This is a genomic window from Paenibacillus amylolyticus, assembly GCF_001570725.1.
Classification (GTDB): domain Bacteria; phylum Bacillota; class Bacilli; order Paenibacillales; family Paenibacillaceae; genus Paenibacillus; species Paenibacillus amylolyticus_A.
This window is the reverse complement of sequence record NZ_BCNV01000001.1, coordinates 1,197,671-1,222,683: the sequence shown is the minus strand read 5'-3', so window position 1 is coordinate 1,222,683 and position 25,013 is coordinate 1,197,671. Positions and strand designations below refer to the sequence as shown.

Below are 25,013 nucleotides of genomic sequence, written 5' to 3'. Positions count from 1 at the left end.
GAACCGTCCAATATTACTCGTAGAGAAGGGGCGACTGTGTGCCTGAATATATGTTTTTGTTTTAGCTATTTTAAACTTCCATAATGATTGGCAAAATCATCGGTCTACGACGAGTTTGCTCATACAGGAAGCGTCCCAGTGCATCTTTAACATTCGTTTTGAGTGAAGCCCACTCGTTAACGTTCTCACTCATCAACTTCTGCAATGTGCTGCTAACGATCCGGTTGGCCTCATCCAGTAGCCCTTCCGATTCGCGTACATACACAAATCCGCGAGAGATGATGTCAGGACCGGAAACAATTTTTCCATCCTGTTTGCTCAATGTTACCACAACAACAAGGATACCATCTTGTGACAGCAATTTGCGGTCACGAAGTACAATGTTACCCACATCGCCTACACCCAAGCCGTCGATCAACACGTTACCTGCAGTAACTTTACCAGCTCTACGTGCTGCTCCACCTTGAATTTCAATCACTTCACCGATATCCGTGATAAAAATGTTTTCAGGTTCTACCCCTACAGATTCAGCAAGAACCGCGTGGCGACGCTGCATACGGAATTCACCGTGAATTGGCAAGAAGAATTTCGGTTTCATCAGGTTGAGCATCAGTTTGAGCTCTTCCTGGCTACCGTGACCAGATACGTGAACACCACTGTTAGCACCGCTGTAATGCACGTTAGCGCCCAGACGGAACAGTTCATCAATCGTACGGCCTACATATTTTTCATTACCTGGAACCGGTGTTGCTGCGATAATAACGGTGTCTCCTGGCAGGATGTCCACTTTACGGTGCGTGGAACGAGCCATACGTGTCAGTGCTGACATTGGCTCGCCTTGGCTTCCTGTGCAGAGAATCACGACACGATCAGCAGCCATCTTGCCTACTTCTTCGGGTTCAATGATCATGCCATCCGGAATCTCAAGGTAACCCAGTTCCGAAGCAATACCGACCACGTTGACCATGCTGCGTCCGATAACTGCAACTTTACGTCCAGTTACTTCTGCTGCGTTGATTACCTGTTGGATACGGTGTACGTTGGAAGCAAATGTAGCTACAACAACGCGTTGGCTTGCTTTACGGAAGATATCTTCCAAAACAATACCCACATTTTTCTCCGATGGTGTGAATCCAGGTTTCTCAGCATTCGTACTATCGGACAACAAAGCAAGTACGCCATTCGTTCCGATCTGTGCCATACGCTGAAGATCTGCATATTGACCATTGACTGGAGTGTGGTCAAATTTGAAGTCACCTGTGTGAACAACTGCACCTTCTGGTGTTTCGACACATACACCAACGGAATCCGGAATACTATGGTTAGTAGCGAAGAACGATGCTTTCAATGCAGTTCCAAGTTGAATCTCGGAATCCGCATCAATCAGAATACGTTTCGTTTCACCCAGCAAGTTCGCTTCTTTCAACTTGTTCTCTACAAGTCCAAGTGTAAGTCTTGTTCCATATACAGGAACATTCAGATGTTTGAGAACATATGGCAGACCACCAATGTGATCCTCATGTCCGTGAGTAAGAATGATTCCTCTTACTTTGTCACGGTTCTCAGTCAGGTAAGAAATGTCAGGAATGACAATATCAATACCAAGCATATCTTCTTCAGGGAATTTAAGACCAGCATCTACGACTACAATGTCGTTAGCGTATTGGATGACGTACATATTTTTACCAATCTCGCCTACGCCGCCCAATGCAAAAATCATCAGTTTATCGTTATTATTTTTCTTAGACAAATGAATCTAAACCTCCTATGGTAGTTGGACGTCGTACCTTATTATTTATTGTAAGTTAAGAAAAGTAGTCCATACATTACATACCCACCTATCGGGATGAATGCAAAAGAACACCTTTATTCACGATATCTGGAAGAAGTTCTTCGAAGTTATTCCCTTACACCAACAAGTTGGATTTGAAAATTCCTCTTAGCCGTTCCTTCCTTTTTCACCGCAAAGCTACACCACGAAACGATGTCGCTTTCAATTTCAAAAAAATACCGCACCCAGTCACTTGACATCATTATACATGATTAAAAACAAAAAAAACAAGTCACTCTCTCGTTAACCTGTAGGTTTCCCCTTAGCAATGAAAAAGAAACCTCACATTACTCGTCAAAAAAAGAACCGCAACCTCAAATAAGAGGAGCGGTTCTTTTACTGCTCTGATGGAAATTCGCATGATTAATAAAATAGTTCCATATGCAACCTAAATGATTACAAATTAAGCAGACCTTTGATATAGACCTGCTCCTCTTCCGTTGGCGGAATAAGGGGCAAGCGTACAGAGCCAACGTTCAAACCACGCAATGTCAGCGCATATTTCACCGCCACCGGGTTTGGTAGAGGCTGTGGACACTCAAACAGACCTTTAAACACCGGGAAGAGCTGCTGATGAATCTGAGCAGCTTGAACAGGTGCACCGCCATAGAAGGCATCGATCATTTTCTTCATTTCTGCCCCTACGACATGACTCGCCACGCTGACGATCCCATGAGCACCAACTGCAATCGCTGGCAAGCCTGAAGCATCATCACCGGAATAGACTCTGAAATTCTCCGGAGCACTTGCTGCAATCAGCGTAACCTGCTCCATAGACGCACATTCCTTCGTGGCTACGATGTTAGGAATCTGAGCCAGACGAAGTGTTGTAGCAGCTGACAGACTGGTTACTGTACGTCCAGGCACGTTGTAGAGCATAACAGGCAACTTGGTTGAGTTCGCAATTGCTTCAAAATGTTTGAACAAACCTTCTTGACTCGGTTTGTTGTAATACGGAACAACCAGCAATATGCCATCCACTCCGGCACGTTCAGCTTCCTGTGTCAAATGGATGGAATGCGCGGTGTTGTTGCTTCCCGTTCCGGCTATAATTTTGCACCGACCGGCCGCATGTTTCACTGCAAATTCGAATAATTGAACTTTCTCAGTATCACTAAGTGTTGGAGACTCCCCTGTTGTTCCGGAAACCACGAGCGTCTCCGACTTTTGATCCACAATCAGATAGTCGATTAGACGTGCCGTTTCCTCCCAATGAATCTCTCCTTGTTCATTGAACGGAGTGACCATTGCTGTAATCAATCTTCCAAAGTCCAATTCGATTCCTCCTTCAAAACAGGTTTGGCTCCTCTAACTTCAGTTGTTTACAAATGAAGTTCGAATGAGGCGTGAAGTGCCCTCAGGGCCTGAACCATATCTTCTTTTTTTACGAGCACCCAGATCGTTGTATTCGAATCTGCCGATTGCAGGATCTGAATGTCTGCCAGTGTCAACGACTCAACGATACGAGCCATAATTCCAGGTACACCATTAATGCCTCCGCCAATGACGGAAACTTTGGCACAACCGGACAGGCTTTGTGGCTTGAGACCTATCTCCTGTAATACATGTATGGCTTTCTCGGAATCACTGTCAAAAACCGTATAGACAACTCCCGAGGGGGTAACATTAATAAAATCAACGCTGATCGAATTCTCAGCCATGGTTTTGAATACTTTTAGTTGCAATCGATCTGCACCGCCAGGTACATCCACGGTAATTTGCGTTACATTGCTCACATAGGCGATACCTGTTACATAGCGGTCAACAATGCCTGTCTGCACATCTTGGAATCCTTCCGGATGTGTAACCAGCGTTCCTTCCGTGTCTGCAAAAGTAGATCTTACCCGTACAGGTATCTGGGATTGCATCGCAATCTCGACCGCACGTGGATGGATTACCTTGGCACCGTGGTGGGCCATGTTACAGATCTCTGCATAACTCACAACAGTCAGTGGACGCGCATCCTCAACAATCCGTGGATCGGCAGTAAGAATCCCGTTCACATCTGTGTAAATATCCACCATTTCAGCACGTAATGCTGCACCGAGAGCTGTTGCAGACGTATCACTTCCCCCACGACCCAGTGTCGTGAAGTCTCCGTTCTCCGTCTGACCTTGGAATCCGGTTACAATAACCACCCGGCCAAGTTGAAGTTGCTCCAACACACGAACAGGACGGACATCCAATATCCGGGCATTCCCGAAATTGTCGTCCGTCACAAAACCTGCTTGTGCACCGGTCAGCACTGTAGTTGGAATGCCTTCATGTTCGAGTAAACTGCTCAAAGTCGTCGCAGATATGATTTCACCACAGCACAGCAGTAAATCCTTTTCGCGTGCGGATAGTGCGTTTCCGTTCTGTGCAGCCCAGTCCAGCAACGTATCGGTTGCATATGGCTCGCCGCGACGACCCATCGCAGACACCACGATGACCAGACTCAATCCTGCCTCAAGTTCACGTTTAACGTGACGGAGCACATGCTCTCTCGCCTGAACAGTGGAGAGAGACGTGCCTCCGAATTTCTGTACCATGATACGCATCTTTATTCCTCCATTTGTGTACGCAAGAAGACTGGACACGGGTCAAATCAACAAATGGATCACCCTAGGGAGCGTTCTGATGCGATAATTTCAGCAATTTATACGGCATTCCATGCCGCTCCTTATTTTTGTGATTGTCGGGGACAAACGCAAATCAAAGGTCGCGGTAGTTATCGAGATCATGACGCATACATTCACAATAGACCTCTCCCGCTTGCTTAACCTTTACTGTCGGCAAGCAGGAATGCCCTTATAGACAGGAACGTGGACACAAGCAGCTGTTCAAGCCAGCATACCGTCCCCTATGATTTTCTTTGTCTCTCGAACCCTTCTTCATTTCTCCAAGCGCATAAACGTTGTCACCGAATCATTGTTCCATCAAGCCTGTGAAGAACGCTCCACAATCATCGGCTGAAGCTGTTTGCCCTCAAGAGCACTCCAGCAAGCCTCTGGAATCAATTCCATTTTGGCGACTAACGAGTTTGGTTTTTTCACTGGATCGTCCTGCCCAAATGGCACAAAATACAAGTATTTGGCCACGAGCAATTTGGCGATATTCGCAGCATTCAAGCCCAGACCGTCATTCGTGGAAATGGCGAGCACGAGCGGACGCTGATTACGCATCTGTGCTTTGGCTGCCATCAGCACTGGACTGTCGGTCATCGCATTAGCCAGCTTGCTTGTGGTATTCCCTGTGCATGGAGCTATAACCAGCACATCAAGCAGCTTGGAAGGCCCTAATGGCTCCGCTTCAACAATTGTAGAAATGATATCATTACCTGTTATATCTTTCAACTGTTTTTGCCAATTTTGCGCCGTACCGAAGCGTGTATCCGTCGTCAGTACCGAATTGGAAATAATCGGAATGACGTTGGCACCTTCAGCCACGAAGCGGCTAATTACCGGCATAACCTCTTCAAACGTACAATGAGAACCCGTAATTGCATAACCTACCGTTTTTCCCTGCCAGTTCATGATTTAACCTCCCGTGCGTTCTGTTCTTCCAAAAGCAAACGGATCAACGCGTCGGCAATAATGCCGCCAGCCGTTTTGGGAGCAACAATGCCGGGGAGGCCAGGCGCAAGTAGCGCTTTGATACCGCGTTTGTCGGCATACCTGAAATCACAGCCGCCAGGAGCGGATGCGAGGTCAATAATGACAGCCTTTTGCGGCATTCTGGACAGGATTTGTGCTGTGATTATCATAGTCGGTATCGTATTAAAAAGCAAGTCAACTTCCCCGGTTTGAGCGGCCAAATCCGTTGTCATAAAAGGCTTCCAGCCCATTATAGTCGCGCGGGCAACATCCTCTTCCCGCCTGATCCCCACCCGTACATTTGCTCCAAGTCCCTGCAGTGTTTTGGCCATTGTGAACCCTGTTCGACCGATGCCAAGCACGATGCATTCCGAACCATGGATTGTGAAGTCCGTCTCCCGAATAGCTATGGCGATGGCTCCCTCAGCTGTTGGAATAGAGTTGTAAAGTGCAATATCATCACGATCAAGTACTTCAACAAGTCTCAGCCCGTTATCTAGACAAAGTTCACGTAGGAACGGCTTCGCCATACCTGTGAACACAATGCAATGCTCCGGCAATGCTGCAACATGTTCCTTTTTCAAATAGATCGGCGTGTCACTGAACGAAGTACTTACTTTTCCCTGGTCATCGCAACCGACGACAGGCAGTACCAGTACATCTGCCGAAGCAAACACTTCGTCCTCCAGTTCCTGGTGTTCGATACCTGGAATGGAACGCTCCATTTTATCGAAACCCACTACACTTACCGTTGCATCCAGCTCAGCGCACTTTTGAATGACTTCAAGCTGCCGCGCATCTCCGCCCAGGACTACAATCCGGACTCCGGTCAGCATCGGGACGTCACTCCTTTCACCACATGTATGCCTTATCGTATGCAGGGGCCCACAGCGGGGTGAAAACAATAATTTCATTCTAACTTCCCTTTCTTGAATGAAAAAAAGAGCCGCCCCTGTCAGGGACGACTCTAAAGAATGGGTATATTTACGCTTATTATTTCCCGGTATGACCGAATCCGCCTTCGCCACGTACCGTTTCCGAAAGTTCATTTACTTCCGTCAATCCAACCGTAGGCACGGTCTGGAAGACGATCTGTGCGATGCGCTCTCCCCGTACAATCGTGAACGGTTCCTGACCCAGATTAATCAACAGCACTTTAACTTCTCCGCGATAATCCGCGTCGATAGTACCCGGTGTGTTGAGGCAGGTAATTCCATGTTTGAAAGCCAGTCCGCTCCGAGGACGGATCTGTGCTTCCAGTCCAGCTGGCATTGCCATCGCAAGTCCAGTTGGAATAAGCGTACGCTGACCCGGTTGAAGGACAACTTCCTCCTGAAGTGCAGCTACTACATCAAAGCCGGATGCCAGCTCCGACATTTTTTGTGGCAACTTAATATCTTCATTGCCCGGCAGTTTCTGTATTTGAACGTAATGCAACAAAATCATCCCTTCTCAATCCAGCGATCGTCTTATCTGAAGCGCCAACCATAGCAAGTGCGAACGGCTCAGCAAACATCAGATCAAGTACCGCGTTAATATCGTCCATCGTCACTTGCTCAATCTTGGTGATCATCTCATCCAGCGTATGATGTCTTCCCAGCATCAGCTCGTTTTTACCGAGACGATTCATGCGACTGCCTGTGCTTTCCAAGCTAAGAATCAGGCTGCCCTTCAGCTGTTCTTTTCCTTTACGCAGTTCATCTTCGGACAAGCCGTTTACAGCCAAGTCGCGCAGAACCTCTTTGGTCAGGTCAAGCACTTCTTTTGTCTGTTTCGGTGCTGTACCCGCGTATATCGTGAAAAGTCCACTGTCCGCATGAGAGCTATGATAGGAATACACGGAGTACGCAAGACCCCGTTTCTCACGAATTTCCTGGAACAGTCTGGAGCTCATGCCTCCACCAATGGCGTTATTCAGAACAACCATAGCGAATTGAAGTGGATCTCCGATTTTACAGCCCGGGAACGAGATACAGATATGATTCTGTTCCGTTTTCTTTTTGTGAAAGAGCTGTCCGCTTTGGAATGCCGGCATCGTAACTGCTTCCGTTACTCCATTTACATCAAAAGCACCAAAATGCTTCTCCATCAGATCGATTACACTGTCATCAATATTACCCGCGATACTAATGACCGTGTTCTCAATCGTGTAGTGCTCCTTCATATATGCACGCAGATGGCTGGAATCCATCGCTTTAAGACGTTCTTCTGTACCCAGGATAGGGTATGCGAGCGGATGCTCACCATAGGCGGCCAAGGCCATCAGATCATGAACCATATCATCGGGCGTATCTTCATACATCGAGATTTCTTCCAGAATGACGTTTTTCTCCTTGATCAATTCACCATCATCCATTTTGGAGCGGAAAAACATATCGGACAACACATCCACCGCAATCGGCAAATGTTCATCCAACACTTTAGCATAATAACATGTGTATTCTTTGGAAGTGAACGCATTCACGTTACCACCGATCGCATCGAACTGCTCCGCAATTGCCTTTGCATCATAACGGTCCGTTCCTTTGAACAGCATATGTTCAATAAAATGTGATACTCCGTTACTTGCAGGTTGCTCATTGCGCGAACCTGTCTTGACCCATATTCCGAAAGACACAGAACGGCAGGTCGGTATCTGTTCCATGACAACTCTGAGGCCATTGCCCAGCTGAATTTTTTTCATGGTTGGCCCTCCTACATCTCTATAATTGCCTTGATCTCAATCTTCCAATTGAAATCGACATTTGGTTCCAACTTTTTGATATTAACAAAAAAACAACGTTCACTCAACCGCAGACGCAATTACACGTTCCGAAGACAACGTCTCACTTACGGTTCCGAGCATTAGACCTTTGGCCCGTATGGACTGAATCATACCCTTTAAAGCTCCGGAAGATGCAGCTGTAGGGTGCATTAGAATTAACGTGCCGGCCTCAGTATTTTTCGCAATTTTGGCAACAACGGCATCTGAGCTTGGTTTACGCCAATCCACCGTATCTACTGTCCATAAAACGGTTTGCAGTCCCATGGAAGAAGCGATGTCTACGGTCTTTTGATTAAAGTCACCGGAAGGCGGAGCAAACCAACGATTATCCACACCAAGTGTTTTATAGAGCAGATCCTGGGTTTTGCTAATTTCCAGCTTGGCCCGCTCTGCGCTCAATCGACTCATGTTAGGGTGAGAATACGCATGATTGGACAATTCATGCCCACGCTTCTGAATTTCCTTAGCCAATTCAATATTTTTGCTTAACCAGCTTCCATCCAGAAAAAAAGTGGCCTTCACTTTTTCAGCATCCAGCGTATCCAGCATCGGTTTAATATATTCGTTCCCCCAAGCGACATTAATCATAAAAGAAACCATCGGTTTGTTCGCATTCCCCCGATAGATCGGATGTGCACCCAGATCTTTAAGCTGAATCTCCGGCTGAATCTGACGATAGACGTACGCTATCTTGGTATTCAATGTTCCACTCAGTGCCTTTCGGTATGTCGCTTCCACATCAATCTCGATGCCATTATAACCAGGGATGGCTTTCCATACCCGATCCACTCGGGCATTCACCGGAGCAATTTTCGTTTCAGCCGCTTTATCCCGAATCGCCGACAACAGCGCATCTTCTCCCGTTGCTTCCTTGAACATGTCAAAAGCATTCTGCGTACCTGGCCCATCACGGATCTCCGTAATGTATGTACGTACACTGCCAACTTGTCCGATCAATATGACCGCAGTCACACCCGCCAGAACAGCCGCCAGTTTTTTGGATTGGTTTCCCACAGCTCCATCCTCCCGCCGTCTTTGTCCCCATCATATGAGGACAAGGGCGAAAATATGAATAGAAAGCCATGATTCCATCCTTGCTTTACGTATTTAAACGTTAAAAAAAGAGCCAGAAATTCACTTCTGTCTCTTCATTCAATATATCCAATTTATAACCTGTCGCTTCGGTATCCTAGGATTGAGCCGGAGCTTCAGCAGTCAAAACTGCTTTGCGGGACAAGTTAATACGACCTTGTGGGTCAATTTCCGTAACTTTTACCGTAATGGAATCACCAATGGCTACAACATCTTCCACTTTGGCAACACGTTCTGTTGACAGTTGTGAGATGTGTACAAGGCCTTCTTTGTTCGGAAGAACTTCAACGAATGCACCGAATTTCTCAACGCGTTTTACTTTACCGACATAAATCTCGCCGACCAGTACTTCACGCACAATACCTTCGATGATCGATTTGGCTTTATCATTCATATCCTGGTTGGAAGAAGCGATAAAGACACGTCCATCCTGTTCAATATCAATTTTAACACCGGTTTCTTCGATGATTTTATTGATAATTTTACCACCTGCACCGATTACATCACGGATCTTGTCCGGATTGATATGCATCGTTGTAATTTTAGGCGCATATTGTGATAACTGCTCACGTGGAGTATTCATCACTTCAGTCATTTTGCTCAAGATGTGCAAACGACCTTCTTTGGCTTGAGCCAATGCTTCAGACAAAATTTGACGATCGATACCATCAATTTTGATATCCATTTGAATTGCAGTTACACCTTCAGGTGTTCCGGCTACTTTGAAGTCCATGTCACCCAAGTGATCTTCCATACCTTGAATATCACTCAGAATGGATACATGATCTCCGTCTTTGATCAGACCCATAGCTACACCCGCAACTGGAGCTTTGATAGGTACACCCGCATCCATCATCGCCAAAGTGCTGGCACAGATACTTGCCTGGGAAGTTGAACCGTTGGATTCCAGAACTTCAGATACCAAACGAATCGTGTATGGGAAATCTGTTTCGGAAGGGATGACTTTGGAAAGAGCACGCTCACCCAGAGCACCATGTCCGATTTCGCGACGGCCTGGCGCACGCAATGGACGAGCTTCACCTACGCTGAATGGTGGGAAGTTATAATGATGCATGAAACGTTTCGTTTCTTCAAGGCTGATTCCGTCCAAAATCTGAACATCACCCAGTGCACCAAGTGTACAGATGCTAAGTGCTTGCGTTTGACCACGTGTGAACAAACCTGAACCGTGCGTACGTGGAAGCAGGGAAGTATCACATTCAATTGGACGAATCTCAGCAAGTCCACGTCCATCCGGACGAACTTTATCATGCGTGATCAGACGGCGCACTTCTTCTTTAACGATATCGTGCAGAACTTCCTTCACGTCTTTGAGCAATTCAGGACTTTCAATATATTTCTCTTCGAAGTGAGCAACCGTTTCGTCATTCACTACATCGATCGCATCTTGACGAGCATGCTTCTCGGCAATTTTAACAGCTTCAACCAGACGAGCACTTGCGAAATCACGCACACTGCTGTTGACTTCAGCATTAACGGCATGCAATTTAACAGCCATTTTTTCTTTACCAGCCACTTGCACGAGTTGTTCGATTACCGCAACAATGTTTTTGATCTCATCATGTCCAAACATGATTGCTTCAAGCATTACTTCTTCCGGTAATTCGTTTGCTTCAGCCTCTACCATCATGATGGCATCCTTGGTTCCTGCAACTACGAGCTCAAGCTCACTGACTTCAAGCTGTGCAATCGTTGGGTTAATAATGAACTCACCATTAATACGTCCAACTTTCACGCCACCAATCGGTCCGCTGAATGGAACATCCGAGATGCTCAGTGCAGCTGATGTACCGATCATTGCAGCGATTTGTGGTTCGCAATCCTGGTCCACACTCATAACGATATTCAGAACTTGTACATCATTCCGGAAGCCTTCCGGGAACAATGGACGAATTGGACGGTCTGTCAGACGGCTTGAAAGAATGGCTTTCTCACTTGGTCTGCCTTCACGTTTAATAAATCCACCCGGGATTTTACCTACGGCGTACAATCTTTCTTCATAGTTCACCGTTAGTGGGAAAAAGTCCAGATCTTTCGGCTCACTTGATGCTGTCACGGTACACAATACAACGGTATCCCCGTATGTTACCTTAACGGCAGCATTAGCCTGCTTGGCCAAACGCCCGGTCTCAAGCGTAAGCTTTCTTCCACCAAGCTGCATATCAACACGCTGTTCCATGAAACCCCTCCTTTTATTCGTTCCTAATTCAATGGATTCTGCATATTCACAGTATTTCCTGCTTGTCCTGCATTCATTAGCTATGTATAGATCTTGCAACATGCTAACCTGCACAACAAAAGCTCCTCACGGAGCCCCATCTACAAATATATGGCAACATGTTCATCTACAAAACAACCCGGCTGTAGGTTCCGCTTGTCCTTTTAGACAAAAGAATGACGGATAACAGCCAGGTTGGTTTTGAAAACATGTACGATAATTAACGACGCAATCCGAGTTTTTCGATCAGCGCGCTGTAACGTTTAACATCTTTGTTTTTCACGTAAGCCAAAAGCTTACGACGTTGACCTACCATTTTCAAAAGTCCACGACGTGAGTGGTGGTCTTTCTTATGCGTACGCAAGTGGTCTGTCAAACTTCTGATGTTTTCCGTAAGGATAGCAACTTGCACCTCTGGAGATCCTGTATCGGACTCGTGAGTTTTGTGCTCGTCGATCAGTTGTTGTTTACGTTCTTGAGTCAATGCCATCCTGTTCACCTCCTTCAATATAATCGCCATTAGCCTCGTCACCGCCGGTGAGAGCAAGCAACCAAGCCAAGGTTAATGTTGTCTCAATCGACAACGTAGTACAGTATATCATAATTGCCTAGTTAATGTAAATGTAAACATGCATTTAATCCTGAGCCTTTAAGATAACAGGCGACCGGCAGTTAATGCATCTTCACGAATCTGGCTAATCAATGCATCAATGGAGTCAAACTTTCGTTCTGCACGAATATAGTGAACGAGCTCAACCTTTAGTTCCTGGTCATACAAGTGTCCATCAAAATCAAGAAGGTGCACTTCAAACGTAGGTTTCATTCCGCTTTCGTGAAACGTAGGTTTCACACCGAGATTCATTACGCCATGCAGTTCCTGTTCGCCATACTGCACACGAACAGCGTAAACCCCCTTCGACGGGGTAACGTAATGATCCGTGAGTTCAAGGTTGGCTGTAGGAAATCCAATCGTTCGTCCACGCTTCTCCCCGTGAATGACGGTTCCTCTGATGCTGTAAGGTCGGCCAAGCCACTGACTGGCTTCATCCATCTCCCCACGCTTCAACAGGCCACGAATGAGAGAGCTGCTCACTTTTTCACCATTTAACAAGAAAGGAGGAACGGTTTCCACCGTCATCTCTCCTTCTCCCAAAGTACGAAGAAGCTGTTCATCCCCTGCACCCTTGTGACCAAAACGGAAGTCAAAACCCACCACCGCTGTTCGTGTCTGAAGAGGAATCAACAGGTCGTGTACGAATTGTTGCGGCGTCAACCGGGAGAAATCTTCATTGAACTCCACCACATAGAGTACATCAACGCCCATTCCTGCCAAGATGTCTTCTTTATCTCTCAAGGGAGTTAAATAACCCTCGTAATCCCCTTTGCGCATAACTTCCTTCGGATGTGGATGAAAGGTCATGACCGCTGCCTGCATGCCCGTTTCCCGTGCAATGCGGACAGCTGATAAAATGACACTTGCATGTCCGAGATGCAGTCCGTCAAATTGACCAATCGCGAGCACTTGGGGCAGTGTGCTCAGCTCAGTCGAATGTAACGTCTGCGGATAGGTTAGCATTACGGTTTTCACAATCATTCACCTGCATTTCACTTGATAGGCCAGACTTGAGCATCACCACAACTCCAAGCCCGAGACCTCTTTATTCCGGCAAAAAGACTTTAACTGCCCTCACCGTTGGTTTTAGCTCATCCCGTTCAAATATCCCTAGAAACGTACCGTCTTGAGCATACAACCTCAGCAAACCAGGTTGCTCCACGGGCGGTTCCAGAAGACGTGCAGACAGTTTCTGACCTTGAAGTGCTCCTTTGGCCTGTTCTTCCCCAACCTTGTGGGCTGGAATCGAAGCAATAGCCTCGTCAACAGGAATCAGCGCCTCCGCCAAAGTCCCATCGGCCATAAGTTGTTCCACTTCTTCAATACGAAGACAATGATCTGCAGAGATACCTGCTGATATTGTACGCTCAAGTCGAACCATGGTCGATGGATATCCAAGTTGTCGGCCAATGTCTACACACAACGTCCGAATATAGGTACCTTTTGAACACAAGGCCCGGAAGGATATATCGGTCGTCTCACCATGAGTCTCAATCCCTGTAAGCTCAAGCTCATAGATTGTGACCTCACGGCTCTTACGCTCCACCGTTTTCCCTTCACGAGCAAGCTCATAGAGACGTTTGCCGTCTACCTTTACCGCAGAATACATGGGTGGCACCTGAGAGATCGTACCCAGAAACTGCTCAAGCACCTGTTGAACCTGTTCCTGTGTTACTTCCACAGTTGTCTCAGACCGCTCAATGACTTCCCCTGTCATATCCTCTGTGTCAGTAGACAATCCCAATCTGAGCGTAGCCAGATATTCCTTCGGAAGCTCCTGCATGTATTCCACCACGCGTGTCGCCCGTCCAAGACAGAGCGGCAGAACGCCTGTAACTTGTGGGTCTAGTGTGCCCGTATGCCCAATGCGCTTCATCTTGAGAATGCGACGCATTTTGGCTACAACATCATGAGAAGTAAATCCCGCTGGTTTATATACCGGAAGTATACCTTCAAATGGTTTTACCATTGTGCATTCACCTGCTTCAGTACTTTTGCGACAATATCTTCAAGTCTGCCTTCCAGACGACATCCGGCTGCGAGAACATGCCCGCCTCCACCAAAGGTCTGTGCTAATGCAGCAACATCAATCTTGCCAGCCGAACGCAGAGAAACCTTGACGGCACTCTCGTTGATGACTTTGAAAAAGATACCAACCTCCACGCCCTGAATGTTGCGCGGATAGTTCACTACCCCTTCAAGATCTTCATTAGCTGCTCCGCAAGCGACCATATCATCTGGTGTAATTACAACCCAGGCTATCTTGCCATCATCTGTCATCTTCAGGCTTGATAGTGCTTGATTCAAAATCCGAACTTGTGGAAGAGTCACCTGCTCCAACAAGGTCTGGGCGAGATAGGGTCCATCCACGCCATGTTCAAGCAATCTGGAGGCCGTTGTCATTACATTTGGACTGGTATTGGCATAGCGAAACCCGCCTGTATCCGTAAGCAATCCTGTATAGACTGCAGTTGCAACATCTTTATCCCATGCTACTTGGAACAGGTTAAGAAAATCGAACAAAATTTCAGCCGTTGCAGCAGCATCTGACTTAATGATGTTGACTGTACCATAAGCGTCATTCGTAGGGTGATGATCAATATTCAAAATAACAGCATCTTCTTCGAAATAATGACGCGTCAAGCCTACTCTGGCAAAGTCTGCACAATCCACACAGATAACCGCTTTATATTTTCGCTGCGGTGGTTGTTCGGTCATGTTCACAATGTTGCCGGCTTCCCACAAAAATTGCATGCGCTGTGGAATTTCGCCTTCATTAATCATCGTGAATGTCTTGCCCAGACATGACAGCAGCCAGCCCACCGTTACCGTCGAGCTGACTGCGTCACCGTCCGGCTGTACATGCGACACGACCAGGTAATCATCATGCTCCAGCAGAAATTGCTTTCCGGCCTGGAGCGCCTGTTCATAAGTGTGCATTGCCGTCTCCTCTATTCTGTTACTGGGATTCGTTCTTGTCGGAACCAATATCGCCAAGCAGCTTCTCAATTCGGCTGCCATAGGCGATTGATTCGTCGATCTTGAATATCAACTCGGGAACATGACGGAATCGAATACGTTTGCCCAGCTCGGAACGCAAAAATCCATTTGCTTTTGCCAGTGCTTTGAGCGAGTTATCTTTTTGTTCCTGTTCACCGAAGACACTCAGATAAACTTTGGCTTGCGACAAGTCTCCTGTCACTTCGACTCCCGTTACGGTAATAAAGCCGATACGTGGATCTTTCAGTTCAGACTGGATAAGCAGACTCAATTCTTTCTTGATCTGCTCGCCCACTCTACCTGTACGAATCTTAGCCATTGTTGTTCACCTCATGCTTCCTTGCTTATCGTTGTACTGTCTCCATAATGAAGGCTTCGATAACGTCGCCCTCTTTGAGATCATTGTATTTATCCAGTGTGATACCGCACTCGTAGCCTTGGGCTACTTCTTTGGCATCATCTTTGTAACGTTTCAGGGAATCCAGCTTACCTTCGTAAAGGACGATGCCATCACGAATCAGGCGTGCTTCCGCAGAACGCGTAATTTTACCCGAGGTAACCATACAACCAGCGATGGTACCCACTTTACTGATGGAGAACGTGCTACGAACTTCAGCATGACCGATAACTTTTTCTTTGTAGATCGGATCAAGCATTCCTTTCATCGCTTGTTCAATTTCTTCGATAACACTGTAGATTACGCGATGCAGACGAATGTCTACTTGCTCTTGATCTGCAGTTGCTTTCGCCTGGTTATCAGGACGAACGTTGAAACCAATCACGATGGCATTAGATGCTGCAGCCAAAATGATGTCGGACTCAGTGATTGCACCAGCGCCGCTATGAATGATCTTCACGCGCACACCTTCAACTTCGATCTTCGCAAGGGAACCTTTCAATGCTTCAACCGAACCTTGTACGTCACCTTTGATGATTACGTTAAGATCTTTAATCTCGCCGTCTTTGATGTGCTGGAACAGATCATCCAACGTTACACGAGTATGTGTACCCAGATCGGATTCACGTTGCGTAATCGCACGTTTGTCAGCGATGGAACGCGCTTTGCGCTCATCTTCAAACACCATGAATGGATCTCCCGCACCTGGAACTTCAGTCAGACCTGTGATTTCTACAGGCGTTGAAGGTCCAGCTTCTTTCAGACGGCGACCTTTGTCATTGACCATCGCACGAACACGACCGAAGCAGTTACCTGCTACGAAAGCATCTCCGACTTTCAATGTACCGTGCTGTACCAGGATACGGGCAACTGGGCCACGTCCTTTATCCAGCTCGGCTTCAATCACTGTACCACGGGCACGTTTGTCCGGGTTCGCTTTGTATTCGTTCACTTCTGCTACGAGCAGAATCATTTCAAGCAGACCTTCCAGACCCATTCTTTGCTTCGCTGACACGTTAACAAAGATGGTATCTCCGCCCCACTCTTCCGGAACGAGTTCATAATTAGTTAATTCTTGTTTTACTTTATCCGGATCAGCACCCGGTTTGTCGATTTTATTGACAGCCACGATAATCGGAAGCCCAGCAGCTTTGGCATGGTTAATGGCCTCAACTGTTTGTGGCATAACACCGTCATCAGCAGCTACGACAATAATTGTAATATCCGTAACCTGTGCTCCACGTGCACGCATCGCTGTAAACGCTTCATGACCTGGAGTATCGAGGAACGTAATTTTTTTGTTGTTGATTTCAACTTGGTATGCACCGATATGTTGCGTAATTCCGCCTGCTTCGCCGCCTGTTACATTCGTGGAACGAATGGCATCAAGCAAAGTCGTTTTACCATGGTCAACGTGACCCATGATCGTAACTACTGGTGGACGAGCCTGCAAGTCAGCAGCATCATCATTCTCTTCCAGTGTTTCGAAACGGTCATCTTCAAGCACAATCTTCACTTCAACCTCAACACCGAATTCACCTGAAAGCAGAAGGATCGTTTCGATATCAAGCTCTTGGTTGATTGTTGCCATAACGCCCATAGCGATGAGCTTTTTGATAACTTCGGAAGCATCCTTATGGAGCAACTTCGCTGTTTCACCAACAGTCATATCACCACGAACGATGATTTTCTTAGGTGTGTTATCAATTTTCTCACGTTGTTGGTACTGTTGTTGATTTCTGTTGCGGTTGTTTTTGCCACCACGGTTACCACGGAAGTTGCCGCCACGGTTGTCATCATAACGACGTCCACCGCCACCGCTATTTGACCGGTTACCACTATTGTTGTTGCCAGTAGTGCCACCTGGACCGCTTCTACGTTGGCCTTGACCTTGGCCTTGGCTCTGACCTTGGCCACCGCTACGGTTGCCGCCAGTACCTGTATTACCACCGCTGTTAGGTCCTGAAGTTCTTACTTGACCGCCACCGCTGTTATTCGGACGTTGACCCGATCCTTGCGGACGGGACGCAGTACTGCTTTGTCCACCTTGAGCTGGTCTTGGACGGTTAGTTGATTGTCCTCCTTGGCTTGAGCCTTGGGAAGAGTTCGTTCTGTTGCGGCTGTCTTGGCCGCTGGGTCTTTGGGTGCCATTGTTATTGTTGGAATTTGGTCTATTGTTCATACCTACCTGCTTTTCCTGTTGTATTTTTGTTTGTACGGGACTACCGGATGGGTTACTGCTAATCGGCGTGTTCACTCCGCCGGCCGGCTTATTGCTGTCCACTGGTTTGTCACTGCGTACTGCCGAAGTAGCAACTGGTTTTGCATCGTTGCCTTGTTTCGAAGCCGCAGTGGATTTTATATCTTTAAAAAATTGTTCCACCTTACCGACTGAACCATTCTCCATGACGCTCATATGATTGTTTACGGGAATTTCCAGCTTTTTAAGAATGGTTATAATTTCTTTACTACTCATATTAAGGGACTTCGCATATTCATAAACTCGCAATTTATCCTTGTTTTCCTGTTTACTCAATATACTCCACCTCCGACATTATACCGACTTGCTTGGAGATCATTTTTGCAAACCCTCGATCCGTTACTGCAAGAACAACACGCGTGTCTTTACCGATACTTGAACCCAGACTATCCCGGTCAAATCCGATTAACAGAGGAACCTTATAAGTTCCACATTTATCGCGAAATTTCTTTTGTGTATTGGCTGAGGCGTCACCCGCAACAATAACCATTTTAGCTTCGGAAGAACGGATCGCTTTAAGTACAATTTCTTCACCTGTTACAAGTTTACCTGCACGCATAGAGAGTCCCAGATAAGACAGCGTTTTAATATTAGTCATGTTCACGCTCCTGTGCTGCTTTGAATTCATCCTCAACCGCGATGAAGTCAGCTGCTAATTGCTCGTAAATTTCAGGTGAAACTTTGCCTTTTAACGCCCGATCCAAAGCCCGGTTTTTGAGTGCGAGTTTAAAACAGGACTCTTTGCCGCATAAATAGGCACCACGTCCGGATTTTTTGCCAGTCAAATCGATTAGCACTTCATCCTCTGGCGTTTTAACGATGCGGATCAGCTGCTTTTTGGGCATCATTTCTTGGCATGCCACACATTTGCGCAGCGGCACTTTTTTTGGTTTCATACGTCAGCGCCCCCCGTACTTTACTTTAGTCGACGGAGACGGAATCCTGATGCATTTCAGAAGAAGAATCTTTTTCTCTGCCGAATTCCTGTTCCGCCTGGCTCTCGCTCTTAATGTCGATTTTCCAGCCGGTCAATTTGGCTGCCAATCTGGCATTTTGGCCTTTAATACCAATAGCGAGCGAAAGTTGATAGTCCGGAACGATAACCCGAGCCATCTTTTCTTCCTCAAATACATGAACTTCCAATACTTTGGAAGGACTCAGTGCATTAGCTACATATTCGTCTACCTGATCGGAGAAACGAACGATGTCGATTTTTTCACCGCGCAGCTCACCCACAATGGTCTGCACGCGCATTCCCTTAGGACCTACACAAGATCCAACTGGATCAACTTCCTCGTTGCGGGAATGTACGGCAATCTTGGAGCGGAACCCTGCTTCGCGAGCGACGGAGCGAATCTCAACTACACCGTCAAAGATCTCAGGCACTTCCAGTTCAAAGAGACGTTTCAAGAGGCCCGGATGGGTACGGGACAAAATGATTTGCGGCCCTTTGGTCGTATTCTCGACCTTGGTGATATACGCTTTAATACGGTCACCATGAACAAACTTCTCGTTCGGCATCAATTCGGTCAGCGGTAAAGCCGCTTCGATTTTGCCCAGATCGATGTAGATATTGCGCAAATCCTGACGCTGCACCACTCCCGTAACGATATCTTCTTCCTTATCTACGAAAGCGTTGTAGATCAGGCCGCGTTCGGCTTCACGAATCCGCTGGGTCACTACCTGTTTGGCAGTCTGTGCGGCGATACGTCCGAAATCACGCGGCGTAACTTCAATCTCCGCAATATCTTCCAGCTGGAAGTGTGGGTTGATTTCTCGTGCAGCAGGCAATGAAATTTCGGTACGTGAATCCAGGACTTCTTCCACGATCAATTTACGGGCATACACCCGAATAACTCCCGTATTACGGTTCATGTCAACACGCACATTCTGGGCCGTGTTGAAATTCCGCTTGTAGCTGGAAATTAGTGCAGCCTCGATCGCTTCAAACAGCACATCCTTGCTGATCCCTTTTTCCCGTTCCAATTCATTCATTGCTTCAATAAAATCCATACTCATGAATGTTGATCCCCCTTTCAAACATGGCATCTCATACGTAAAACGGCGAAAGGCTCTGAACTCATGAGCACCTTGCCGTTATCGTGAGATGTGTCTTTTTCATTAATAAAGTGAACAAGGCACTTAAAACAAAATAGCTAGGCGCGCACTGGCAACCTTATCATAAGAAATAGCATGCTGTTTCTTACCTGCTTCGATCACGAGTTCCCCGTCATCAAAGGATAACAGCTTACCTTCAAATTCCTTCAATCCGTTCACCGGCTCGTAGGTTGTTACAAAAACATTTTTGCCTACGGCTTTGGTAACGTCCTCAGGTTTTTTCAATGGACGCTCCGCACCGGGAGAAGACACTTCAAGGAAATAGATGGTTGGAATCGGATCGTTCTCATCCAGCTTGGCGCTCAGCTTTTCGCTGATCAAGACGCAATCGTCGATGTCGATGCCACCCTCTTTGTCGACATACACCCGTAAAAACCAGTTGCTGCCTTCTTTGACGTATTCGATGTCAACCAGCTCGAAGCCTTGTTCGTTCAAGTAGGGTTGGATCATTTCTTCCACGGTAGATTTAATGTTCGTTGTGCTCAAAACCAATAACCTCCAACTTAGGTTACACCAGCAAAATAGCACTGGCAGATTATTAAATACCCAAGATTCTTGTATACCAAAGACTAAAGAGTGGGTTTCCCCACTCTTTAGAAATTCGTACTATCTCGTTCACTTCAAAAATTATAACATAGTCTGGTAATAGTGACAAGTAAGCGATCATTCAGGCAGATTACTTACTAATGAAGAAAAAATTACGTATCCCCGATTAATGCCTGTTCCCTTATTCAAATCTGATCCTAGAACAAGGAAAGCTGATTGCTCTCTGGCAAGCCACGGAAACATCCCATATTCGATAGGAGTTCAACAATTGTCTTACTCGCTTTCGATTTCTGCTGGAAATCTTCCACCGACAGGAATTCACCATGATCTCTTGCCGCAGCGATATTTCGAGCTGCATTATCCCCGATTCCTGCCAAAGCTGAAAATGGAGGTATTAGTGTTTTTCCGTCAACGATGAACTTCGTCGCTTCCGAACGATATAAGTCAATAGGTTTCAGCGAGAATCCGCGTGCTGCCATTTCCAGACCCATTTCAAGAACAGGTAGCATGTTTTTCTCTTTCGGCGGTGCCTGGAAACCTAATTGCTCGATCTCTGTAATTTTTCGATAGATTGCATCATATCCCTGACACATCAGTTCGATATCGATCTCATCCGCCCGAACCGTAAAGTAGGTTGCGTAATATTCAATCGGATGATATAGCTTGAAGAATGCCGTACGTACTGCGGAAATAACATAAGCGGCCGCGTGAGCCTTCGGGAACATGTACTGGATTTTGAGACAAGAATCAATGTACCATTGAGGCACTTTGCAATTCTTCATCTCGTCAATCCATTCCTGTGGCAGACCACGTCCCTTACGAACACTCTCGGTAATCTTAAAGGCCAGACTTGCGTCCATTCCCGTTTTATAGATCAGGAACAACATGATGTCATCCCGACAACCAATTACCGTCTTAATGTTGCACGTTCCGTTCTTAATCAGATCCTGAGCGTTTCCAAGCCATACCCCTGTACCATGGGATAAACCGGAAATTTGCAATAAATCGGCAAAAGACGTCGGCTGGGATTCGACAAGCATCTGACGTACGAATTTCGTCCCCATCTCCGGCACGCCAAATGTTGCTACTGGTGACCGAATCTGTTCCGGTGTAACACCCAAAGCTTCGGTTGAGTTAAACATGCTCATGACTTTCGGATCATTCATCGGAATGGTCGTTGGGTCGACCCCTGTCAGATCCTGCAACATCCGCATCATAGTCGGATCATCGTGCCCCAGAATATCAAGTTTCAGCAAGTTTTCTTCAAAAGCATGATAATCAAAGTGTGTTGTTTTCCACTCCGCATTAACGTCATCAGCTGGGAACTGAACAGGTGTAACGTCTTCGACCTCAATATAATCAGGCACAACGACAATACCGCCGGGATGCTGTCCAGTACTCCGTTTCACCCCAGTGCACCCAGAAGCCAAACGATTCAACTCAGCTCCGCGCCATTTCTTGTGATGTTCTTCCTCATACTTCTTGGCAAAGCCAAATGCTGTTTTCTCAGCCACTGTACCAATGGTCCCCGCACGGAAAACGCTCTTTTCACTAAACAATACTTTCGTATAGTTATGAGCATGAGGCTGATAATCACCCGAGAAGTTCAAGTCAATATCGGGAACTTTATCTCCTTTAAATCCAAGGAAAGTCTCAAACGGGATATCCTGGCCTTCTCCTTTAAGGGTGTTACCACAATCCGGACATTCTTTCTCGGGAAGGTCAAATCCACTCCGAACACTACCATCCAGGAACCACTCGCTGTGTTTGCATTCCGAATTCACACAAATATAATGAGCAGGCAATGGATTAACTTCGGATATACCCAGGAATGTAGCAACAACAGAGGAACCAACCGATCCCCGCGAACCTACGAGATACCCATCCTGATTCGATTTTTTAACCAATCGTTCCGAGATCAGATAGTTGGCAGAGAAACCATATTTGATAATTGGTATCAGTTCTTTCTCCAGTCGTGCCACGATCACTTCCGGTAATTCCTCACCATAGATAGACTTGGCTGTGTCATAGCAGGTATTACGGATTTCATCGTCCGCACCTTCCAGAATCGGAGTAAACAATTTGTCCGGGAACAACTTAATTTCCTCAAATCGGTCAGACAATTCAATTGTATTGGTAACGACGACTTCGTAAGCTTTGTCTTGGCCGAGGAACTTGAACTCTTCCAGCATTTCCTCTGTCGTTCTAAGATGCGCATCCGGTTTACGTTGATCTTTCAGTGGACTAAATCCTGTAATTCCGTGAATGGTGATATCCCGATATAGTTTGTCCCGAGGTTCCAAGTAATGAACATTACCTGTGGCAATAACCGGTTTAGACAATTTCGTCCCGATATCAATGACTTTACGAATTGCTGTTTTGATTTCTTCAGGAGTAGCCACCAAACCTTTATCCACCAGATGCATATACATTGTAAGTGGTTGGATTTCCAGTATGTCATAGAACTCGGCGATCTCTTCCGCTTCTTCGAGCGATTTGTTAAGCACCGCTTCGAAGAATTCACCTTTTTCACAGCCCGATATAATAACGAGGCCTTCCCGCAAATTGATCAGTTTCGATTTGGGAATGCACGGTACCCTCTTGAAATGTTCCGTATGAGAGAGAGAAACCAGTTTATATAGGTTTTTCTTGCCGATATCATTCAGTGCATAGATTCCGCAATGGAAAGGTCTTGTATTCGACAAGTCGACACCGACATAATCATTCAAGCGATCGAGTCTCGTCAATCCTTTCATCTGGGCAGCATCATTTAATAATCCGATCAGGATACCTGCGAGTGCAACCGTATCGTCAATGGCCCGGTGATGGCTTTCGAGTCCGACCTTATATTTATCCGCCATCGTATTCAGACGGTGGTTCTTATTTTTTGGAAATAACAATCGCGCCAGTTCCAACGTGTCAAGGACAGGGTTAGGTAGCTCTGGCAATCCAATTTGTTTCAGGGAAGCTTGGATAAAGCCCATATCAAAACGTGCATTATGCGCAACAAGTACACCATCACCAGCAAACTGCACAAAATCACGGATAACAGGCTCCAGCTCAGGTGCGTCTTTTACCATGTCATCATTAATATTAGTCAATTGCTGAATGTTGTAGGGAATGCGTTCATGCGGATTCACAAACGTCGCAAAACGGTCGATTTCTTTACCATCTTGCATCTTCACTGCTGCAATCTCAATGATTTTGTTCTGTGTTACCGACAAACCTGTGGTCTCGATATCAAATACGATGTATGTCGCTGTTTGGAGATCCAACGGCTGTGGAGCCATGACGACCGCAACGGAGTCATTCACTACATTGGCCTCAAGGCCGTAGATCATTTTAATCCCGTTTTTCTTAGCAGCCTTGGAAGCCTCGGGATATACCTGTACACCACCATGATCACTGACAGCAATCGCCTTATGTCCCCACTCAGCTGCCATTTTCACATATTTGTCGATCGAAGTTACAGCATCCATCGTACTCATCGTAGAGTGCAAATGGAACTCCACCCGTTTCTCTGGTGCATTGTCTTTGCGGGATGGCGGTGCCTTGACTTCAATCAGATCCGAAGGAATCATGGCGAGTTCAGGAATTTGCATAAACCGGTCATATTCTACACGACCACGCACTTTTACCCATTTACCGTTAGCCAGCAAACTGAGAATTTTAACATCCTCTTTTGTTTTGGCAAACATCTTCATTTGCATGGAGTCCGTGAAGTCGGTCAGATAGAATGTAAATAGTGTATTTCCGTTGCGCAGTTCTTTACGATCCAGACCAAACACCGAACCTTGAAGCGTAACCTTTTTCTCTTCATCCTGGATTTCCTGCATAGGCACTGCCGGCTCCTTGATATCATAACCCATTTGCAAGCGCACATCGCCCTGTTCCTCATCCACCGGGATTTCTGTGTCCACTTCACTCATCATCTTCTCGATGACCTCAAGTTCCTCAACACGTTTTTTGGCCTGGAACTGCTCCATCGCCTCTTTATTGTTGGCCACTTCGCCCACTTGCATCTTGATGCGGAGCGGTAAATGAAAATACTTGTCATAGAATTTCGTAATGGCCTGATCAATCTGTTTCTTACGAGCCAATTCCATCGACGTTGCATCACTCATTGTCAGTTGTAGGAGATCCTCTTCACATTCAAACGTAGTCCGGTTCATCCAACCATTTACAGATGGAATCTCACGGGTAACCCACTCCAGAAACAGATTCCAATATTCACTGACGATATCGCCATTCTGTACCTTATCCGTATATTTGAAGCCAAATGAAATTTTGGCGATGTGATTCATCTTCTCCTGAATATGCAGGCAAAAAGTGCGATAGATTGGAGCGGGTACCAACGTATCCTTCGCAATTAGAATATTCCACTCCCGATTACTCCGATTGGTCTCTACTTGTTCAATCCATCCATCCAAAAAATAGGGCTCTAACAGACCAGCCGGTAGCTCTGCCTGCTTCATCAACAACTCAAACCGTTTTCTCTTCTCCTCGAATCCGCTCATCGTGTTCCTCCTTGTACCCCCTTTAAAACATGAAAAGCCCCTGCATTCAAAAATGTCACCG

General features: G+C 46.4%; 20 protein-coding genes. All 20 read right to left on the bottom strand.

What is annotated here, in order from left to right:
- Nucleotides 1-70 precede the first annotated feature (70 nt).
- Nucleotides 71-1,750 carry a ribonuclease J gene (locus PAHA3_RS05655; RefSeq protein ID WP_062833839.1) on the bottom strand — a complete coding sequence of 560 codons (1,680 nt, stop codon included), beginning with the start codon at nucleotides 1,748-1,750 and terminating at the stop codon, nucleotides 71-73.
- Nucleotides 1,751-2,227: 477 nt separating this feature from the next.
- The gene (dapA, locus tag PAHA3_RS05650; RefSeq protein WP_062833838.1) at nucleotides 2,228-3,106 is read right to left on the bottom strand and encodes a 4-hydroxy-tetrahydrodipicolinate synthase; all 879 of its coding nucleotides are present in this window, start codon (nucleotides 3,104-3,106) and stop codon (nucleotides 2,228-2,230) included.
- A gap of 47 nt (nucleotides 3,107-3,153) precedes the next feature.
- A complete protein-coding gene (dapG, locus tag PAHA3_RS05645; protein WP_062833837.1) occupies nucleotides 3,154-4,371 on the bottom strand; it encodes an aspartate kinase in 1,218 nt (405 codons plus the stop codon).
- 378 nt (nucleotides 4,372-4,749) lie between these two features.
- Nucleotides 4,750-5,346, bottom strand: a complete 597-nt coding sequence (locus tag PAHA3_RS05640; RefSeq protein ID WP_062833836.1) for a dipicolinate synthase subunit B — start codon at nucleotides 5,344-5,346, stop codon at nucleotides 4,750-4,752.
- On the bottom strand, nucleotides 5,343-6,242 hold the full coding sequence (gene dpsA, locus PAHA3_RS05635) for a dipicolinate synthase subunit DpsA (RefSeq protein WP_062833835.1): 900 nt from the start codon (nucleotides 6,240-6,242) through the stop codon (nucleotides 5,343-5,345). The genes PAHA3_RS05640 and dpsA overlap by 4 nt, the downstream gene beginning before the upstream one ends.
- A gap of 157 nt (nucleotides 6,243-6,399) precedes the next feature.
- Nucleotides 6,400-6,846, bottom strand: coding sequence for a dUTP diphosphatase (dut, locus tag PAHA3_RS05630; protein WP_201028071.1), 447 nt, complete (start codon nucleotides 6,844-6,846; stop codon nucleotides 6,400-6,402).
- Complete coding sequence (locus tag PAHA3_RS05625; protein ID WP_062833834.1) at nucleotides 6,806-8,089, bottom strand: M16 family metallopeptidase; 1,284 nt, start codon at nucleotides 8,087-8,089, stop codon at nucleotides 6,806-6,808. Before PAHA3_RS05625 ends, dut begins: the two co-directional genes overlap by 41 nt.
- A gap of 99 nt (nucleotides 8,090-8,188) precedes the next feature.
- Nucleotides 8,189-9,184: a polysaccharide deacetylase family protein gene (locus PAHA3_RS05620; protein ID WP_062833833.1), complete on the bottom strand. Its 996-nt coding sequence runs from the start codon at nucleotides 9,182-9,184 to the stop codon at nucleotides 8,189-8,191.
- A gap of 175 nt (nucleotides 9,185-9,359) precedes the next feature.
- Complete coding sequence (gene pnp / locus PAHA3_RS05615) at nucleotides 9,360-11,462, bottom strand: polyribonucleotide nucleotidyltransferase (RefSeq protein ID WP_062833832.1); 2,103 nt, start codon at nucleotides 11,460-11,462, stop codon at nucleotides 9,360-9,362.
- A 259-nt stretch (nucleotides 11,463-11,721) separates the two neighbouring features.
- Nucleotides 11,722-11,991 carry a 30S ribosomal protein S15 gene (gene rpsO, locus PAHA3_RS05610; RefSeq protein ID WP_056700672.1) on the bottom strand — a complete coding sequence of 90 codons (270 nt, stop codon included), beginning with the start codon at nucleotides 11,989-11,991 and terminating at the stop codon, nucleotides 11,722-11,724.
- A gap of 159 nt (nucleotides 11,992-12,150) precedes the next feature.
- Entirely contained in the window at nucleotides 12,151-13,089 is a 939-nt protein-coding gene (locus PAHA3_RS05605) for a bifunctional riboflavin kinase/FAD synthetase (protein WP_062835982.1), read from the bottom strand.
- Between the two features lie 70 nt (nucleotides 13,090-13,159).
- Nucleotides 13,160-14,083, bottom strand: coding sequence for a tRNA pseudouridine(55) synthase TruB (truB, locus tag PAHA3_RS05600; RefSeq protein ID WP_062833831.1), 924 nt, complete (start codon nucleotides 14,081-14,083; stop codon nucleotides 13,160-13,162).
- Complete coding sequence (locus PAHA3_RS05595; RefSeq protein WP_062833830.1) at nucleotides 14,077-15,054, bottom strand: DHH family phosphoesterase; 978 nt, start codon at nucleotides 15,052-15,054, stop codon at nucleotides 14,077-14,079. Before PAHA3_RS05595 ends, truB begins: the two co-directional genes overlap by 7 nt.
- Nucleotides 15,055-15,073: 19 nt before the next feature.
- Entirely contained in the window at nucleotides 15,074-15,433 is a 360-nt protein-coding gene (rbfA, locus tag PAHA3_RS05590; RefSeq protein ID WP_062833829.1) for a 30S ribosome-binding factor RbfA, read from the bottom strand.
- 25 nt (nucleotides 15,434-15,458) lie between these two features.
- Nucleotides 15,459-18,047, bottom strand: coding sequence for a translation initiation factor IF-2 (infB, locus tag PAHA3_RS05585; RefSeq protein WP_062833828.1), 2,589 nt, complete (start codon nucleotides 18,045-18,047; stop codon nucleotides 15,459-15,461).
- Nucleotides 18,040-18,369 carry a L7Ae/L30e/S12e/Gadd45 family ribosomal protein gene (locus tag PAHA3_RS05580; protein ID WP_017689142.1) on the bottom strand — a complete coding sequence of 110 codons (330 nt, stop codon included), beginning with the start codon at nucleotides 18,367-18,369 and terminating at the stop codon, nucleotides 18,040-18,042. The genes infB and PAHA3_RS05580 overlap by 8 nt, the downstream gene beginning before the upstream one ends.
- The gene (gene rnpM, locus PAHA3_RS05575; RefSeq protein ID WP_017689143.1) at nucleotides 18,362-18,667 is read right to left on the bottom strand and encodes an RNase P modulator RnpM; all 306 of its coding nucleotides are present in this window, start codon (nucleotides 18,665-18,667) and stop codon (nucleotides 18,362-18,364) included. The genes PAHA3_RS05580 and rnpM overlap by 8 nt, the downstream gene beginning before the upstream one ends.
- 25 nt (nucleotides 18,668-18,692) lie before the next feature.
- A complete protein-coding gene (nusA, locus tag PAHA3_RS05570) occupies nucleotides 18,693-19,790 on the bottom strand; it encodes a transcription termination factor NusA (protein ID WP_062833827.1) in 1,098 nt (365 codons plus the stop codon).
- Nucleotides 19,791-19,913: 123 nt separating this feature from the next.
- The gene (rimP, locus tag PAHA3_RS05565) at nucleotides 19,914-20,375 is read right to left on the bottom strand and encodes a ribosome maturation factor RimP (protein WP_062833826.1); all 462 of its coding nucleotides are present in this window, start codon (nucleotides 20,373-20,375) and stop codon (nucleotides 19,914-19,916) included.
- Nucleotides 20,376-20,632: 257 nt separating this feature from the next.
- Nucleotides 20,633-24,952: a PolC-type DNA polymerase III gene (locus PAHA3_RS05560; RefSeq protein ID WP_062833825.1), complete on the bottom strand. Its 4,320-nt coding sequence runs from the start codon at nucleotides 24,950-24,952 to the stop codon at nucleotides 20,633-20,635.
- Between the last annotated feature and the right edge of the window lie 61 nt (nucleotides 24,953-25,013).

Coding starts and splice junctions, on each gene's coding strand:
- PAHA3_RS05640 (WP_062833836.1), bottom strand. CDS start 5,346: ATGAACTGGCAGGGAAAAACGGTAGGTTATGCAATTACGGGTTCTCAT.
- rpsO (WP_056700672.1), bottom strand. CDS start 11,991: ATGGCATTGACTCAAGAACGTAAACAACAACTGATCGACGAGCACAAA.
- pnp (WP_062833832.1), bottom strand. CDS start 11,462: ATGGAACAGCGTGTTGATATGCAGCTTGGTGGAAGAAAGCTTACGCTT.
- PAHA3_RS05580 (WP_017689142.1), bottom strand. CDS start 18,369: ATGACTAATATTAAAACGCTGTCTTATCTGGGACTCTCTATGCGTGCA.
- dapG (WP_062833837.1), bottom strand. CDS start 4,371: ATGCGTATCATGGTACAGAAATTCGGAGGCACGTCTCTCTCCACTGTT.
- rbfA (WP_062833829.1), bottom strand. CDS start 15,433: ATGGCTAAGATTCGTACAGGTAGAGTGGGCGAGCAGATCAAGAAAGAA.
- PAHA3_RS05595 (WP_062833830.1), bottom strand. CDS start 15,054: ATGCACACTTATGAACAGGCGCTCCAGGCCGGAAAGCAATTTCTGCTG.
- rnpM (WP_017689143.1), bottom strand. CDS start 18,667: ATGAAACCAAAAAAAGTGCCGCTGCGCAAATGTGTGGCATGCCAAGAA.
- dpsA (WP_062833835.1), bottom strand. CDS start 6,242: ATGCTGACCGGAGTCCGGATTGTAGTCCTGGGCGGAGATGCGCGGCAG.
- nusA (WP_062833827.1), bottom strand. CDS start 19,790: ATGAGTATGGATTTTATTGAAGCAATGAATGAATTGGAACGGGAAAAA.
- PAHA3_RS05560 (WP_062833825.1), bottom strand. CDS start 24,952: ATGAGCGGATTCGAGGAGAAGAGAAAACGGTTTGAGTTGTTGATGAAG.
- PAHA3_RS05625 (WP_062833834.1), bottom strand. CDS start 8,089: ATGAAAAAAATTCAGCTGGGCAATGGCCTCAGAGTTGTCATGGAACAG.
- truB (WP_062833831.1), bottom strand. CDS start 14,083: ATGGTAAAACCATTTGAAGGTATACTTCCGGTATATAAACCAGCGGGA.